The organism is Streptomyces sp. NPDC002754 (genome assembly GCF_053592315.1).
The window spans coordinates 37,364-54,441 of sequence record NZ_JBSFVM010000031.1; the positions used below are offsets into that span (position 1 = coordinate 37,364).

General features: G+C 69.3%; 11 protein-coding genes. 5 read left to right on the forward strand and 6 right to left on the reverse strand.

The annotated features are described in order from the left end of the window. Positions 1 to 113: 113 nt before the first annotated feature. From ACWD2L_RS34785 to ACWD2L_RS34800, 4 genes are all read right to left on the reverse strand, one after another. Positions 114 to 1,730, reverse strand: a complete 1,617-nt coding sequence (locus ACWD2L_RS34785; RefSeq protein WP_351337489.1) for a glycerol-3-phosphate dehydrogenase/oxidase — start codon at positions 1,728 to 1,730, stop codon at positions 114 to 116. A 9-nt stretch (positions 1,731 to 1,739) separates the two neighbouring features. Continuing rightward, entirely contained in the window at positions 1,740 to 3,287 is a 1,548-nt protein-coding gene (gene glpK / locus ACWD2L_RS34790; protein ID WP_351337486.1) for a glycerol kinase GlpK, read from the reverse strand. A gap of 46 nt (positions 3,288 to 3,333) precedes the next feature. Continuing rightward, positions 3,334 to 4,128, reverse strand: a complete 795-nt coding sequence (locus tag ACWD2L_RS34795; RefSeq protein ID WP_351337483.1) for an MIP/aquaporin family protein — start codon at positions 4,126 to 4,128, stop codon at positions 3,334 to 3,336. 367 nt (positions 4,129 to 4,495) lie between these two features. Then, the gene (locus ACWD2L_RS34800; protein WP_351337481.1) at positions 4,496 to 5,269 is read right to left on the reverse strand and encodes an IclR family transcriptional regulator; all 774 of its coding nucleotides are present in this window, start codon (positions 5,267 to 5,269) and stop codon (positions 4,496 to 4,498) included. A 272-nt stretch (positions 5,270 to 5,541) separates the two neighbouring features. On the opposite strand from ACWD2L_RS34800, the gene metH reads away from it, so the two are divergent. The 4 genes from metH (at position 5,542) to ACWD2L_RS34820 (ending at position 13,479) form a co-directional block, all read left to right on the forward strand. Further along, positions 5,542 to 9,060 (forward strand): methionine synthase, encoded by a 3,519-nt coding sequence (gene metH, locus ACWD2L_RS34805; RefSeq protein WP_351337479.1) that lies wholly within the window; start codon positions 5,542 to 5,544, stop codon positions 9,058 to 9,060. Positions 9,061 to 9,158: 98 nt separating this feature from the next. After that, positions 9,159 to 9,854, forward strand: coding sequence for an HAD family hydrolase (locus ACWD2L_RS34810; protein ID WP_351337476.1), 696 nt, complete (start codon positions 9,159 to 9,161; stop codon positions 9,852 to 9,854). A 368-nt stretch (positions 9,855 to 10,222) separates the two neighbouring features. After that, the gene (locus ACWD2L_RS34815) at positions 10,223 to 11,830 is read left to right on the forward strand and encodes an ABC transporter substrate-binding protein (protein WP_351337474.1); all 1,608 of its coding nucleotides are present in this window, start codon (positions 10,223 to 10,225) and stop codon (positions 11,828 to 11,830) included. A gap of 71 nt (positions 11,831 to 11,901) precedes the next feature. Then, positions 11,902 to 13,479, forward strand: a complete 1,578-nt coding sequence (locus ACWD2L_RS34820; protein WP_351337471.1) for an ABC transporter substrate-binding protein — start codon at positions 11,902 to 11,904, stop codon at positions 13,477 to 13,479. 63 nt (positions 13,480 to 13,542) lie between these two features. Here the strand turns inward: ACWD2L_RS34820 and ACWD2L_RS34825 are convergent, their stop codons facing one another. Beyond that, positions 13,543 to 14,214, reverse strand: a complete 672-nt coding sequence (locus ACWD2L_RS34825; RefSeq protein WP_351337468.1) for a response regulator transcription factor — start codon at positions 14,212 to 14,214, stop codon at positions 13,543 to 13,545. Between the two features lie 64 nt (positions 14,215 to 14,278). Beyond that, complete coding sequence (locus ACWD2L_RS34830; RefSeq protein WP_351337465.1) at positions 14,279 to 15,178, reverse strand: RecB family exonuclease; 900 nt, start codon at positions 15,176 to 15,178, stop codon at positions 14,279 to 14,281. Positions 15,179 to 15,357: 179 nt separating this feature from the next. On the opposite strand from ACWD2L_RS34830, the gene ACWD2L_RS34835 reads away from it, so the two are divergent. Beyond that, the gene (locus ACWD2L_RS34835; RefSeq protein WP_351337462.1) at positions 15,358 to 17,055 is read left to right on the forward strand and encodes a site-2 protease family protein; all 1,698 of its coding nucleotides are present in this window, start codon (positions 15,358 to 15,360) and stop codon (positions 17,053 to 17,055) included. Positions 17,056 to 17,078 lie beyond the last annotated feature (23 nt).

Genomic DNA, 17,078 nt, shown 5'->3' on the forward strand with positions numbered 1-17,078 from the left:
GGCGATTGAGCAGCGGGGTCCGGGGCAGAGCCCCGAGACCGCAACCCCGCCGCGGCAACAGGCAAATGGGGCGGCACCCCCGTGGGTGCCGCCCCATCCGCCTACGTACAGGCCTACTTCTTGTCGAGCAGATCCTGCACCTTGGACCGCACGTCATCCGTGTCAAGCCCACGAATCGTCAACGTCGTCCGCCGCCGCAACACATCGTCCTGCGTCTCGGCCCACTCGTGATCACGTGCATACACGACCTGCGCCCAGATCTCCGGCGCATCCGGGTGCACCCGCTCCGCCAGCTCCGGGCTCTCGTTGGCAAGCCGCGCGATGTCGAAGGACAGCGAACCGTAGTGCGTCGCCAGGTGCTTGGCCGTGTCGGCCCCCATCCGCGGCCCGGGCGCCGGACTGTCGACCAGCAGCCGGTGCGCCACGGCACGCGGGTTGGCGACACCCGGCAGCGGAAGCTTCTTCGGCAGGTTCTTGATCTGCTCGAAGTCGTCACCGAGCGGGTGCCCCGGCAGCGCCTCCAGCTTCTGCATGACCGTGCGGCCGATGTGCCGGAACGTCGTCCACTTGCCGCCGGCGACGGACAGCATGCCGCCCTTGCCCTCGTTGACGACCGTCTCGCGCTTGGCCTTCGACGTGTCGCCGGGGCCACCCGGCAGCACGCGCAGACCGGCGAAGGAGTACGTCATCAGCTCCCGCTTGAGCTGCTGGTCACGGACCGAGAAGGCGGCCTCGTCCAGGATCTGGTCGATGTCCTTCTCGGTGACCGAGACATCCGCGGGGTCACCCTCGTACTCCTCGTCGGTCGTGCCGAGCAGCAGCATGTCCTCCCAGGGGAGGGCGAAGGTGATGCGGTACTTGTCGATGGGGGTCGCGAGCGCGGCCTTCCAGGGGGCGGTCCGCTTCATCACCAGGTGTGCGCCCTTGGACAGGCGGATGGACGGCGCCGAGTTCGGGTCCTCCATCTTGCGCAGGTGGTCGACCCAGGGGCCCGTCGCGTTCAGCACCAGACGGGCGTTGACCCCGAACTCGTCACCGCTCGTACGGTCCTTGAGCTCGGCGCCGGTGACCCGGCCGTTGGTGAAGCGCAGCCCGGTGACCTCGGAGTGGTTGAGAACGACAGCGCCCGCGTCCACAGCCGCACGCACGGTCATCAACGCCATCCGCGCGTCGTTCATCTGGTCGTCGCCGTACACGGCAACGGCCTTCAGGTTGTCGGTGCGCAGCTCCGGCACATCGCGCTGGGCCTTCTCCGGGGACAGCAGGTGACCCACACCGTCACCGAACGCGGACAGCGCGCTGTACGCGAACACACCCGCGCCCAGCTTGGCCGCGCCGTGCGGGCCGCCCTTGTAGACGGGCAGGTAGAAGGTGAGCGGGTTGGCGAGGTGCGGGGCCACGTTGCGGGACACCGCACGCCGCTCGAAGTGGTTCTCCGCGACGAGCTTCACCGCGCCGGTCTGCAGGTAGCGCAGGCCGCCGTGGAGCAGCTTGGAGGACGCGGAGGACGTGGCGCCGGCGAAGTCGCCGGCGTCGACCAGGGCCACCCGCAGGCCGGACTGCGCCGCATGCCAGGCAGTGGAGATGCCCAGGATGCCGCCGCCGATGACCAGGAGGTCGTACGTCGCCTTGGAAAGCTGCTCGCGGGTCTCGGCGCGGCTCGGGTTGGAACCGGCGACCGGGTGCGTTCCGAGGGCAGGCACGGTCTGCAGGGTGGACTGGGTAGTCATGGTGGGGTGTTACTCCTCGACAGAGCTGTCTTCGAGCCAGCCCATGGACCGCTCCACGGCCTTGAGCCAGCTCTTGTACTCACGGTCGCGGGTGGCCGCGTCCATGCGGGGGGTCCACTCGGCGGCCCGGCGCCAGTTGGCGCGGAGCTCGTCGGTGCTGGACCAGAAGCCGACGGCGAGACCGGCGGCGTAGGCGGCGCCGAGGCAGGTCGTCTCGGCGACCATCGGGCGCACCACGGGCACGTCCAGGAAGTCCGAGAGGGTCTGCATCAGCAGGTTGTTGGAGGTCATGCCGCCGTCGACCTTGAGCGCGGTCAGTTCGACGCCGGAGTCCTTCGTCATGGCGTCGGTGATCTCGCGGGTCTGCCAGGCGGTGGCCTCGAGGACGGCGCGCGCGAGGTGCGCCTTGGTGACGTAGCGGGTCAGACCCGCGATGACACCGCGCGCGTCGGAGCGCCAGTAGGGGGCGAACAGGCCGGAGAAGGCCGGCACGAAGTACGCGCCGCCGTTGTCCTCGACGCTGGAGGCCAGCGTCTCGATCTCGGCGGCCGACTTGATCAGGCCCATCTGGTCGCGCATCCACTGCACCAGGGAGCCCGTGACGGCGATCGAGCCCTCGAGCGCGTAGACCGGCTTCTGGTCGCCGATCTGGTAGCCGACCGTGGTCAGCAGGCCCGAGTACGAGTTGATGGCCTTGTCCGCGGTGTTCATCAGCATGAAGGTGCCGGTGCCGTACGTGGACTTGGCCTCGCCCTCGGCGAAACAGGTCTGGCCGAACAGGGCCGCCTGCTGGTCGCCGAGCGCCGAGGCGACCGGGATGCCGCCGAGCAGGTCGCCCAGCTTGCCTCCGGTGACCTCGCCGTAGACCTCGGCGGAGGAGTGGATCTCCGGCAGCATCGACATCGGGACGCCGATGGACGAGCAGATCCGCTCGTCCCACTGCATCTCGTGCAGGCTCATCAGCATCGTGCGGGAGGCGTTGGTGACGTCGGTGTAGTGCTTGCCGCCGTTGACACCACCCGTCAGGTTCCAGATGACCCAGGTGTCCATCGTGCCGAAGAGGATGTCGCCGCGCTCCGCGCGCTCGCGCAGACCCTCGACGTTGTCGAGCAGCCAGCGGGCCTTGGGACCCGCGAAGTAGCTCGCCAGCGGGAGGCCGGTCTCGCGGCGGAAGCGGTCCTGCCCCACGTTGCGCCCGAGCTCCTTGCACAGGGCGTCGGTGCGGGTGTCCTGCCAGACGATCGCGTTGTGGACGGGCTCGCCGGTGTTCTTGTCCCAGAGCAGCGTCGTCTCGCGCTGGTTGGTGATGCCGATCGCCTTGATGTCGTCGCGCGTGATGCCGGCCTTGGTGATGGCTCCGGCGACGACCTCCTCGACGTTGGTCCAGATCTCGTTCGCGTCATGCTCGACCCAGCCCGGCTTCGGGAAGATCTGCTCGTGCTCCTTCTGGTCGACGGAGACGATCCGGCCGTCCTTGTCGAACACGATGCAGCGGCTGGACGTGGTGCCCTGGTCGATCGCCGCGATGAAGGGGCCGGTGGTGTGTGCGTCGGTCACGGTGTGCTCCTCGTCGTACGTAAGTCGGTGGTCTCGGTGGCGTCGCTCAGAACAGCTTGTAGAGGAAGCCGGCGATGGCTCCGCCGATGAGCGGACCGACCACTGGGACCCAGGCGTACGACCAGTCCGAACCGCCCTTGTTGGGCAGCGGGAGCAGCGAGTGCACGATGCGCGGACCGAGGTCACGGACCGGGTTGATGGCGTAGCCGGTGGGGCCACCGAGGGAGAGACCGATGCTGACCACGACGAGTGCGGTGATGAGGGCGCCGAGGGTGCCCAGGCCGTTGCCGTTGTCGTTCAGGCCCTGCGTGAGGATCGCCAGGACGAGCACCACCGTGGCGATGATCTCGGTCATGAGGTTCTGCGCCAGGTTCCGGATCTCCGGACCGGTGGAGAAGACGCCGAGCACGGGGCCGGCCTCGGGTGCGGCCTTCGGGTCGACGAGACCCTCTTCGCCGTCGGTGCCGTTGTGCGCGGCCAGCACCTCGCGGTCGGTGAGGTGGGCGTGGAACTGCCCGTAGTACGCGAGCCAGACCAGGACGGCGCCGATCATGGCGCCGAAGAGCTCGGAGACCAGGTAGAGCGGTACGTCGCTCCACTTGGTGCCGCCCTCGATGGCGAGGCCGATGGTGACGGCCGGGTTGAGGTGGGCGCCGGAGACGCCGCCCGCCAGATAGGCGCCGGTGAGAACCGCGAAGCCCCAGCCGAACGCGATGGCGACCCAGCCGGCCTCGTAGGCCTTCGAGCGCTTGAAAGTGACGGCGGCGCACACGCCACCGCCCAGCAGAACCAATATGGCGGTACCGATGGTCTCGCCAAGGAAGATGTCGTGGCTGGACACCCGCGACTCCTTTGTCCTTCGTCCAGGGGAAAACCCGAGTAACGAACCTCCCGGGTCCCTTTCCGGTGGTCCGAGCCCTCAGGCGAGGGTCGGGTCCGGTCTGGCCTGTTCACACTCTAACGCGTATTGCCGGTAGGTGTTCGACAATGCCGACCGATGGACGCGAGTCTCGCTCTGTGGTTCCCGGCTCGTCAAGGGATCTTTTATCGAATGCGCGATCGTTATTGATCGCCTGTGGCTATCGGCCCACCGTTGAGGGCGACGGGCCGGTGGGCGTTCAACGATGGTCACTCGGATTGGTGTGGTCTGCACCTTGAGCCACGTCCGCCGTGTGAGTCGCGGCTCGTGGGGTGCGGGCGGAGCGGCTTCAGAAGCGGCTGGCGCCCAGATCGCGGGAGACGGAGCGGGCGCAGTCGCGGACGGCCGCGATCAGCTCGGGGCGCAGCGCCGCCGGGTCGTCCTGCCTGCACACCCGCTCGACGGCGCCGGTGATGCCCACCGCGCCCACCGGCATCCGGTGCCGGTCGTGGATCGGGGCGGCGACCGAGGCCACGCCCTCCCAGGTCTCCTCGACGTCGGCGGCGTACCCGCGCGCTCGGGTGAGGTCGAACACCGCCTCCAGCTCGCCGGAGTCGCACACTGTCCGCGTGGTGAAGCCCTTGCGCTCGGCCTCGAGGGCCTCGCTGTGCGCCACCGGGTCGTACGCGGAGAGCACCTTGCCGAGGGCCGTGGAGTGCAGCGGGTGCATCGCGCCGACCTCCAGGACCTGCCGGCTGTCGTCGGGCCTGAACACGTGGTGCACGATCAGCACGCCCTGCTGGTGCAGTACGCCGAGGTAGACCGCCTCGCCGCTGGAGCGGGCCAGGTCGTCCGTCCACACCAGGGCGCGCGCCCGCAGCTCGTGCACGTCCAGGTAGCTGTTGCCCAGGCGGAGCAGCTCGGCGCCCAACTGGTAGCGCCCCGAGGCGGAGTCCTGCTCCACGAAGCCCTCGGCCTGCAGGGTGCGCAGGATGCCGTGGGCCGTGCCCTTGGCGAGGCCGAGCGCGGCGGCGATGTCCGAGAGGCCGAGCCGCCGCTCGCCGCCCGCGAGCAACCGGAGCATGGCCGCGGCCCGTTCGAGCGACTGGATGTTGCGTGCCATCGCAGTCCCTTCCTCCCTCGGATCTTGACAGCTGGCAGAGGTGGTGTCGTGCACCGTTCGGCAATGCTGAACAGTATCGGTCGTTGCCGACCTCCGGCGAGCGCGGCGTGCGCCAATATTTCCATCGGATGCTTCCGGCCACGACACGCGCACGCCGTTCCGGCTCGTGGACGTACCCACAACGGGACCATCGTCCCCGTTACCCTGACCGGGTGCGCCTCCGGGAGTGGAGCCGCAAAGCCGACAGCCGTCGCACCTCTGGGAGAACTTTCATGGCCTCGTTGCCAACGCCCGCATCCGCCGCCGCTGAGTCCCGTGCTCGTGTGGAAGCCCTCCGGAAGGCCCTCGCCTCACGCGTGGTCGTCTCCGACGGAGCCATGGGCACCATGCTGCAGGCGCAGGACCCCACCCTTGAGGACTTCGAGAACCTTGAGGGATGCAACGAAATCCTCAACGTTTCCCGGCCCGACATCGTCCGCTCGGTCCACGACGAGTACTTCTCCGTCGGCACCGACTGCGTCGGCACCAACACCTTCAACTGCAACTTCGCGGCCCTCGGCGAGTACGACATCGCCCACCGGATCGAGGAGCTGTCCGAGAAGGGTGCCCGCATCGCCCGCGAGGTGGCCGACGAGCACACCGCCCGCAGCGGACGGCAGCGCTGGGTCCTCGGCTCGATGGGCCCCGGCACCAAGCTGCCCACCCTCGGGCACGTCGAGTACGCCACCATCCGCGATGCCTACCAGCGCAACGCCGAGGGCCTCCTCGCCGGCGGCGCCGACGCGCTGCTCGTCGAGACCACCCAGGACCTGCTGCAGACCAAGGCCTCCGTGGTGGCGGCGCGCCGGGCCCGCGAGGTGGCCGGGATCGATGTGCCCATCATCGTGTCCGTCACCGTGGAGACCACCGGCACCATGCTGCTCGGCTCCGAGATCGGCGCGGCCCTCACCGCGCTCGAACCGCTCGGCATCGACATGATCGGCATGAACTGCGCGACCGGCCCCGCCGAGATGAGCGAGCACCTGCGCTACCTCGCCCGGCACGCGCGCGTGCCCCTGTCCTGCATGCCCAACGCCGGTCTGCCCGTCCTGACGAAGGACGGCGCCCACTACCCGCTGACCGCGGCCGAACTGGCCGACGCGCACGAGACGTTCGTCGGCGAGTACGGCCTCTCCCTGATCGGCGGCTGCTGCGGCACGACCCCCGAGCACCTGCGCCAGGTCGTCGAGCGCGTGCACGGCGCCGAGCCGACGTCGCGCACCCCGCAGCCCGAGCCGGGCGCCGCCTCGCTCTACCAGACGGTGCCGTTCCGCCAGGACACCGCGTACATGGCGATCGGTGAGCGCACCAACGCCAACGGTTCGAAGAAGTTCCGCGAGGCCATGCTGGAGGCCCGCTGGGACGACTGCGTGGAGATGGCCCGCGACCAGATCCGCGAGGGCGCGCACATGCTCGACCTGTGCGTCGACTACGTGGGCCGCGACGGCGTCGCCGACATGAAGGAGCTGGCGGGACGCTTCGCCACCGCCTCCACCCTCCCGATCGTCCTCGACTCCACCGAAGTCCCGGTGATCCGGGCCGGGTTGGAGAAGCTCGGCGGCCGTGCGGTCATCAACTCCGTGAACTACGAGGACGGGGACGGCCCCGAGTCCCGCTTCGCGAAGGTCACCAAGCTGGCGCAGGAGCACGGCGCCGCGCTGATCGCGCTGACCATCGACGAGGAGGGCCAGGCCCGCACCCCCGAGCACAAGGTCCAGATCGCCGAGCGGCTGATCGAGGACCTCACCGGGAACTGGGGCATCAGCGAGTCCGACATCCTCATCGACTGCCTGACGTTCACGATCTGCACCGGTCAGGAGGAGTCCCGCAAGGACGGCATCGCCACCATCGACGCGATCCGTGAACTCAAGCGCCGCCACCCCGACGTACAGACGACGCTGGGCCTGTCGAACATCTCCTTCGGCCTCAACCCGGCCGCCCGCATCGTCCTCAACTCGGTCTTCCTGGACGAGTGCACGAAGGCCGGCCTGGACTCGGCGATCGTGCACGCCTCCAAAATCCAGCCGATCGCCCGGTTCGACGAGGAGCAGGTGCAGACCGCCCTCGACCTGGTCTACGACCGGCGCTCCGAGGGCTACGACCCGCTGCAGAAGCTGATGGCGCTGTTCGAGGGCGCCACCGCGAAGTCGATGAAGGCCGGCAAGGCCGAGGAGCTGGCGGCCCTCCCGCTGGACGAGCGCCTCAAGGCACGCATCATCGACGGCGAGAAGAACGGCCTGCAGGCCGACCTCGACGAGGCCCTCGAGACCCGCCCCGCCCTGGACATCGTCAACGACACCCTCCTGGAGGGCATGAAGGTCGTCGGCGAACTGTTCGGTTCAGGCCAGATGCAGCTGCCGTTCGTGCTCCAGTCCGCCGAGGTCATGAAGAACGCGGTGGCCCACCTGGAGCCGCACATGGAGAAGTCCGACTCGGAGGGCAAGGGCACCATCGTGCTCGCCACCGTGCGCGGCGACGTCCATGACATCGGCAAGAACCTCGTCGACATCATCCTGTCCAACAACGGCTACAACGTGGTCAACCTGGGCATCAAGCAGCCCGTCTCCGCGATCCTCGACGCGGCCGCCGAGCACCGGGCCGACGTCATCGGCATGTCGGGTCTCCTGGTCAAGTCGACCGTGATCATGAAGGAGAACCTGGAGGAGCTCAACCAGCGCAAGCTGGCAGCCGAGTTCCCGGTGATCCTCGGCGGCGCCGCGCTCACCCGCGCCTACGTCGAGCAGGACCTGCACGAGATCTACGACGGCGAAGTCCGCTACGCCCGCGACGCGTTCGAGGGCCTGCGCCTGATGGACGCGCTCATCGGCGTCAAGCGCGGCGTCCCCGGCGCGGTGCTGCCGGAGCTCAAGCAGCGCCGTGTCCCCAAGCGGGACGTGGTCATCGAGGACGAGGTCGACGAGGGCCCCGTGCGCTCCGACGTCGCCGTCGACAACCCGGTCCCCGAGCCGCCCTTCTGGGGCACCCGCGTCATCAAGGGCATCCAGCTCAAGGAGTACGCGTCCTGGCTCGACGAGGGCGCCCTATTCAAGGGCCAGTGGGGCCTGCGCCAGGCGCGCACCGGCGACGGACCCTCGTACGAGGAGCTGGTGGAGTCCGAGGGCCGTCCGCGGCTGCGCGGCTGGCTCGACAAGCTGCACACGGAGAACATGCTCGAAGCGGCCGTCGTGCACGGCTACTTCCCGTGTGTCTCCAAGGGCGAGGACCTGATCATCCTCGACGACGCGGGCAACGAGCGGACCCGGTTCACCTTCCCGCGCCAGCGGCGCGGCCGCCGCCTCTGCCTCGCGGACTTCTTCCGCCCGGAGGAGTCCGGCGAGACCGATGTCGTCGGCCTCCAGGTCGTCACCGTCGGCTCGCGGATCGGCGAGGAGACGGCGAAGCTGTTCGCCTCCGACTCCTACCGCGACTACCTCGAACTGCACGGCCTGTCCGTGCAGTTGGCGGAGGCCCTCGCCGAGTACTGGCACGCCAGGACCCGCGCCGAGCTGGGTTTCGCGGGCGAGGACCCGGACGCCATGGAGGACATGTTCGCCCTGAAGTACCGGGGCGCCCGCTTCTCCCTCGGCTACGGCGCCTGCCCGAACCTGGAGGACCGCGCGAAGATCGCCGACCTCCTGGAGCCGGAGCGGATCGGCGTCCAGCTCAGCGAGGAGTTCCAGCTCCACCCCGAGCAGTCCACCGACGCGATCGTCATCCACCACCCCGAGGCGAAGTACTTCAACGCGCGGTAATCGCGACCGGTCGTACACTGGTCGGTCCAGCGCAGGCCGGTTGCCCTTGTGTTCGAAAGGGGGCAACCGGCCTCTTCGTCCCTCATGGAGGTGTACGGATGACCAGTACGGTCCCCGCACTCGGTACCCGAACGGCCGAAGGCTCCACGCTTCAGGCCGTGCTCCTCGACATGGACGGAACACTCGTCGACACCGAGGGATTCTGGTGGGACGCCGAGGCGGCCGTCTTCGCCGAACTCGGCCACACCCTCAAGGACGCCTGGCGCCACGTCGTCGTCGGCGGGCCCATGACCCGCAGCGCCGGCTTCCTCATCGAGGCCACCGGCGCCGACATCACGGTGCCCGAGGTGACCGTGCTGCTCAACGACGCCTTCGAGAAGCGCATCAGCAGCTCCCTGCCACTGATGCCGGGGGCCGCGAGACTCCTCGCCGAACTCGCCGCGCACGACGTGCCCGCGGCGCTCGTCTCCGCCTCCCACCGGCGCATCATCGACCGCGTCCTGCACTCGCTCGGACCCGCCAACTTCCGCCTCACCGTCGCCGGTGACGAGGTCTCACGGACCAAGCCGCACCCCGACCCGTACCTCCTCGCCGCCTCGGGGCTCGGCGCGGAGCCCGCCCGCTGCGCCGTCATCGAGGACACCGCCACCGGCGTCACAGCGGCCGAGGCGGCGGGCTGCCAGGTCGTCGCCGTGCCCTCCGTGTCACCGATCGAGCCGGCACCCCGGCGCACCGTCGTCCGCTCCCTGGAACACGTCAACGTGCCTTTCCTACAGGGACTCATGACGTCCTGAAGTCCCCGGGGTGGCTGAATCCGTGCGTACGACAGGCTTGTTGAGGGTGTGACCTTTCCCACTTCCCCGAGGGTCGACAGGTCATCCGACGCATGCTGCGCGAGCGCCTTCCGTGCAGTATGGGGCGCCTTTGTGTCCCGATTGGCCACCCCATGCGACGAACCTTCCTCCTGAGGTGTTTTCGGTGCGTCCACGCCTGATTCCACAGCGTGATGGAAGCCCCGATCCCGCACCCGCGAACCGCGGCGGCGCGGCGGCGGTACGCCCATTAATGTCGTCGCGAGAACATCGCCGTACTCTCCCGTCGCCCACGCGTCCCACCCCTTTCGCCGGGCCGGCGGGTTCAACAGCTCTGGAGAACTTCGAGCATGAACCGCAAGACTTTGGTGCTGCCGGCCATCATCGGTCTGCTGGCCCCCGTGCTCGCCGCGTGCGGCGGGTCCGACAGCTCGGACGCGGGCGGCGATGCGATCAAGGTGGGCACCACGGACCGGTTCATCGCCTCCGGCAAGGTGCCCGCGCCGTTCGACCCGGCGTACGCCTACGACTCCGGATCCTGGAACGTACTGCGCCAGACCGTGCAGACGCTCATGGCGATGCCCCGCAGCGGCAGCGGCGAGCCCGTGCCCGAGGCCGCCCAGAGCTGCATATTCTCCGACAGCGGCAGCGAGCGCTACGCCTGCAAGCTGCGCAAGGACCTCAAGTTCGCCGACGGCACGCCCATCACCGCGGCCGACGTGAAGTACTCCATCGACCGTGTCCTGAACATCAAGAGCGACAGCAACTCCTTCGGGCTGCTCTCCTCGATCGACACCATCGAGACCCAGGGCGACCGCGAGGTCATCTTCCACCTCAAGTCCCCGGACGCCACGTTCCCGTACAAGCTGGCCACCCCCACCGCCGGCATCGTCGACCCCGACGACTACCCGAAGAACAAGCTGCGCAACGGCTTCGAGGTCAACGGCTCGGGCCCGTACACCCTGAAGGCCACCGTCAAGAACGACGCCGTCGTCAAGACCGTCTTCACCAAGAACCCCAACTACAAGGGGCAGTTGAAGCCGAAGAACGACAAGGTTGAGTTGGACTCCTTCACCGGCGCCGACGCCATGGGCAAGGCGCTGGAGAAGGGCGACATCGACATGATGACGCGCACCATGTCGCCGGAGCAGATCAAGAAGTACTCGGACAGCGCGCCCAAGAACGTCAACCTGGTCGAGATGCCCGGCATGGAGATCCGCTACCTCGGCTTCGACACCAAGGCGAGCACCGTCCGGGACAAGGCCGTCCGGCAGGCCATGGCGCAGCTCGTCGACCGCGGCGAGATCGCGTCCGAGGTGTACGGCACCGGCGCCGAGCCGCTGTACTCGCTCGTGCCCAGCGGCATCACGGGCCACCAGAACTCGTTCTTCAACAAGTACCAGAACCCCAGCAGGTCCAAGGCCGCATCGATTCTGCAGCGGGCGGGCATCCACACGCCGATCAAACTCACCCTGCACTACACGAGCGACCACTACGGATCGGGCACCAAGAAGGAGTTCGAGCTCCTCCAGAAGCAGCTGAACACCAGCGGCCTCTTCGACGTCGACATCAAGGGCGACGTCTGGGACACCTACCGCGACGCCCAGCTCAACGGGAAGTACGACGTCTACGGGATGGGCTGGTTCCCCGACTTCCCGGACGCCGACAACTTCCTCGCGCCGTTCCTCGACAAGGACAACTTCCTGTCGTCCCCGTACTCCAACAGCAGCATCCGCGGTGACCTGATCCCGGCCGAGCGCCGCGAGGCCGACCGGCTCACCGCGTCCAAGCCCATCCAGCAGATCCAGAACATCGTCGCCGACGACGTGCCCGTTCTCCCGCTGTGGCAGGGCAAGCAGTACGTCGCCGCCCGCGACGACATCACCGGGGTGGAGTGGGCGCTGTCCGCCTCCTCGATCCTCCAGCTGTGGGAGCTGGGCCGCGGCGTCAGCGGCTGAGCCCACCCCGGGGCCGGTCCACTCGCGGGCCGGCCCCAGTCCGTCCGCTCGACCGACGACAAGGCACGTACGTGAGAATGCGCAACCAGTGGCTGGTCATGCCCCTCGGCGCGGTACTCTCCGCGGCACTCCTGGCCGGCTGTGGCTCTGACGAGAGCGACTCAGCCGGCAACGGCGACGCCGTGGTCATGGGAATGTCCGACGACATCCAGGCCACCGACCCTGCCTCCGGCTACGACCCCGGCTCGTGGCTGCTGTTCAACAACGTCTTCCAGTCGCTCCTCAGCTTCCCCAACGGTGGCACCGAACCGCAGCCGGAAGCCGCCAAGGAGTGCCACTTCAGCGACAGCGCCACCAAGGTCTACACGTGCACGCTCCGCTCCGGCCTCGAGTTCAGCAACGGGAACGCACTCACGTCGAAGGACGTCAAGTTCTCCTTCGACCGCATGATGAAGATCAACGACGCGGCCGGTCCCGCGATCATGTTCCCGATGCTGGACAAGGTCGAGACCCCGGACGCCAGGACCGTCACCTTCAAGCTGAAGTCCGCCGACGCGACCTTCCCCAGCAAGATCGCCTCGGGCGCCGGATCGATCGTCGACCACACCGCATACCCCGCGGACAAGCTGCGCACGGACGGCAAGGCCACCGGCTCCGGCCCCTACCAGCTCGACTCCTTCGGCAAGAAGCAGGCCGACTTCTCGGTCAACTCCAAGTACGAGGGCACCGCCAAGGTCAAGAACCAGGGCGTCACCATGAAGTTCTTCCACGGTGACCAGGCAGGCCTGAAGAAGTCGCTGCTCGCCGGGAACCTCGACCTCGCCTACCGCGGCCTCGCCGCCAAGGACGTCGCCGACATCCAGGAGTCCGGCACCAAGGACCTGGACGTCATCGAGGGCACGAGCGCCGAGGTCCAGCACCTCGTCTTCAACATGGACGACCCGGTCGCCGGCAAGATCGGCGTCCGCAAGGCGATGGCCCACCTCATCGACCGCGACGCCCTCATCAGCGACGTGTACGACCAGACGGCCACCTCGCTGTACTCGATCATCCCGGCGGGCATCACCGGCCACAACACCGCCTTCTTCGACAAGTACGGGGCCCGCCCCTCGAAGAGCAGGGCGGCGGCCGCGCTGCGCGCCGACGGCATCGACACGCCGGTCAAGCTCACGCTCTGGTCCACGCCCGCGCGTTACGGCCCGGCCACCGACGCCGAGTTGAAGACCATCGCCAAGCAGCTCAACGCGAGCGGCCTGTTCGACGCCGACGTGAAGTCCGTCGAATTCGCCCAGTACGAGCGGGACATCAAGTCCGGCAAGTACGGCGTCTACGTCAAGGGCTGGGTGCCCGACTACCCGGACCCGGACAACTTCACCCAGCCGTTCTTCGGCAAGGGCAACGTCCTCGACAACCGCTACGAGAACAGCACCATCACCGGCCGGATCATCCCCGAGACCGGCGCCCGCAGCGACCGCTCCGGAACGGTCCCGCGCTACGAGCAGCTTCAGGACATCGTCGCCGACGAACTGCCCATCCTGCCGGTCTGGCAGGCCAAGCAGTACGCCGTCGCCAAGTCCGACGTGTACGGCCTGGAGAACTGCCTCGACGCGTCGACCGTCTTCCGGTTCTGGGAGATCAGCAAGGGCTGAACACCGTACGCACACGAAGGCGGCGGTCACCGTGATGGTGACCGCCGCCTTCGTTTCTACTGCCTACTGCGCGCCCGGGCGGACCAGCCCGCTCTCGTACGCGTACACAGCCGCCTGCACCCGGTCGCGCAGGCCCAGCTTCGTCAGCACATGGCCGACGTGCGTCTTCACCGTCGTCTCGCTCACGAACAGGTCGGCGGCGATCTCGGCGTTCGACAGGCCGCGCGCGACCAGCTTCAACACCTCGACCTCCCGCTCCGTGAGCGTGCCCAGCGTGTCCGGCACCGGCTCGTCCCCGGACGGGAGATGGTCCGCGTACTTGTCGAGGAGACGGCGCGTGATGCTCGGCGCCAGCATCGCCTCGCCGGCCGCCACCACCCGGATCGCCTGCACCAGCTCGCCCGCGGGCGCGTCCTTGAGCAGGAAGCCGCTGGCCCCCGCCTTCAACGCCTCCACCACGTACTCGTCGAGATCGAACGTGGTGAGCACCAGGACCTTCGCCGGGCCGTCCTTGCCGGGACCCGAGATCTGCCGTGTCGCCTCCACGCCGTCCATCCGCGGCATCCGGATGTCCATGAGGACCACATCGGGCTGCAGGGCACGCACCTGGTCAAGCGCCTGCAGGCCATCCCCGGCCTCGCCGACCACCGCGATGTCCTGCTCGGCCTCCAGAATCATGCGAAAGCCCGTACGCAGCAGCGGCTGGTCGTCGACCAGCAGGACGCGGATGGCCACGAAACTCTCCTTTGATCCTTCGATGGGGGATCCTTGGACAGACCCGGCGGCCCATTCTGCCCTGCTATGCCTGCGGGAGGTCCGTCACCCCGGCCTCGGCCGCCGGGACGATCCGCAGCGGGTACGGCGGGGGAGTGCCGCCGAACTCCGGGCACACCGCCTGGTGGTCGCACCAACCGCACAGCTTCGTGGGCCTCGGCCGCCAGTCGCCCGTCTCCGTCGCCTGCTGGATCGCCTCCCACAACGCGAGCAGCTTCCGCTCCACGCGCTCCAGATCCGCGGGCACCGGGTCGTACGTCACCACGTCCCCACTGCCCAGATACACGAGCTGAAGGCGGCGCGGCACGACCCCCTTCAGGCGCCACACCACCAGCGCGTAGAACTTCATCTGGAACAGCGCGCCCTCCGCGTACTGGGGGCGGGGCGCCTTGCCCGTCTTGTAGTCGACGATGCGCACCTCGCCCGACGGCGCCACGTCCACCCGGTCGATGATCCCGCGCAGCTTCAGGCCCGACTCCAGCTCGGCCTGCACGAAGAGCTCCCGCTCGACGGGCTCGAGCCGCGTCGGATCCTCCAGCGTGAACCACCGCTCCACGAGGCGCTCCACATCGGCGAGCCAGCGCGCCATCCGCTCGCCCGCGGCCTCCTCGCCCTCGCCGGCATCGGCGAACAGCTCGGCCAGCTCCGGCTTCGACTCCCGCAGACGGTCCCACTGGCCGGGGATCAGCGCGGCGGCCCGCGGCACCGTCCGCTCGTCCGCGGGCGCGTCGAAGAGTCTCTCCAGGACGGCATGGACCAGCGTGCCCCGCGTCGCCGCCTCGCTCGGCTTCTCCGGCAGCTTGTCGATCACCCGGAACCGGTACAGCAGCGGGCACTGCATGAAATCGCTCGCGCGCGAGGGCGAGAGCGACCTCGGCGGGGCGGCCACGGCCTGCGCGGGGGCCTGATCGGTGCTGGTCTCCATGCCGTACGACGATACGGGCACCCACTGACAGTCAGGCACCTGCACGGACGGCCGCGTCTTGCGTAGCGTGGCGCGGGGGAGTCGACGGGGGCCCGCCGACACTGTCCGCATACCATCGACGCCAGAACGTCCCGCCCGGCGGCGGGAAACGCTTCGAACGAGGGGACCGAGGGATCACCGTGGACGAGAGCGGCCGGCCGCAGCCCGGCACCGGCGAGGCGACGTCGCCCGGGCCTCCGGTCGCGGCCGAGCCGGACGCGACCGAAGCCCGTGAAACCAATGGGACCCAGAACCCACACGACCCGGCAGCGCCGCAGGCGCCGCAGCGACCTGATGCGGACCAGCCGGACGCGGACCGGCCGGACGCGGACCGGCCGGACGCGGACCGGCCGGACGCGGACCGGCCGGGTGCGGACCGGCCGGGTGCGGACCGGCCGGACGTGGACCGGCCGGGTGCGGACCAGGTCGGCGTGGGCCAGCCCGCCTCGAACCAGCCCGCCGCGACACCGGACAGCGCGGCGCCACAGCGGGCCCCCGGCACACGGCAGACCGACTCCACCTCGCCGGCCGACTCCGCCCGGACGGCCGACTCCGACCCGGACACGAGCCCCGCCCCCCAGCCGCAGGACGTGCCGCCCGCGCATCCCTATGACCGGCACCCCGAGCGTGCCGCGGCCGCCTCCGGTGAACGGAAGGGCGCCACCAAGGGCCCCACCAAGCGCCCCGAACCGCGCGGCGGACTGCTCATGGGGCGGCCCTTCGGCGTCCCGGTGTACGTCGCCCCCAGCTGGTTCCTCGTGGCCGCGCTGATCACCTGGGTCTTCGGCGGCCAGCTCGACCGCGTGCTCCCCGAACTCGGCGCCGCCCGCTACCTCGTCTCCCTCTTCTTCGCCGTCGCCTTCTACGCCTCCGTACTCGTCCACGAACTCGCGCACGTCGTCGCCGCGCTGCGCTTCAAGCTCCCGGTGCGCCGCATCCGGCTGCAGTTCTTCGGCGGCGTATCGGAGATCGAGAAGGAGTCCGAGACCCCAGGACGCGAGTTCGTGCTCGCCTTCGTGGGCCCGCTGCTCTCCCTCGTCCTCTCCGGCGTCTTCTACGCGGCGATGCGAGCCGTCGAACCCGGCACCGTCCCCGGCGTACTCCTCGCGGGCCTGATGATCTCCAACCTGATCGTCGCCGCGTTCAACCTCCTGCCCGGACTGCCCCTCGACGGCGGCCGGATGCTCCGCGCCGTCGTCTGGAAGCTCACCGGCAAGCCCATGAGCGGCACCATCGCCGCCGCCTGGGTCGGCCGCGCCCTCGCCGTCACCGTCCTCATCGGCCTGCCGCTGCTCACCCAGTCCGGCGCCCTCGGCGAAGGCGCCGAAGAAGCCGGCGGCATGGACACCCTCATGGACGCGCTGCTCGCCGCCATCCTCGCCGCGATCATCTGGACCGGCGCCGGCAACAGCCTGCGGATGGCACGCCTGCGCGAACACCTCCCCGACCTGCGCGCCCGCACCCTCACCCGCCGCGCCGTCCCCGTCGAAGGCGAAACCCCGCTCTCCGAAGCCCTGCGCCGCGCCAACGACGCGGGCGCCCGCGCCCTCGTCGTCGTCGACGCCGACGGCGACCCCCACTCCCTCGTCCGCGAGGCCGCCATCGTCGGCATCCCCGAACACCGCCGCCCCTGGGTCCCCGTCAGCGGTCTCGCCCAGGACCTCACCGACGGCATGCGCGTCTCCGCCGAACTCGCCGGTGAGGAACTCCTCGACACCCTCCGCGAGACCCCCGCCACCGAATACCTCGTGGTCGAGGAGAACGGCGCCATCTACGGAGTGCTCTCCGCGGCGGACGTGGAGCGCGCCTTCGTCAAGGCCATGGCCCGCCCTTCATAAGAAGCCGCGTGGTCGGCGCCCCC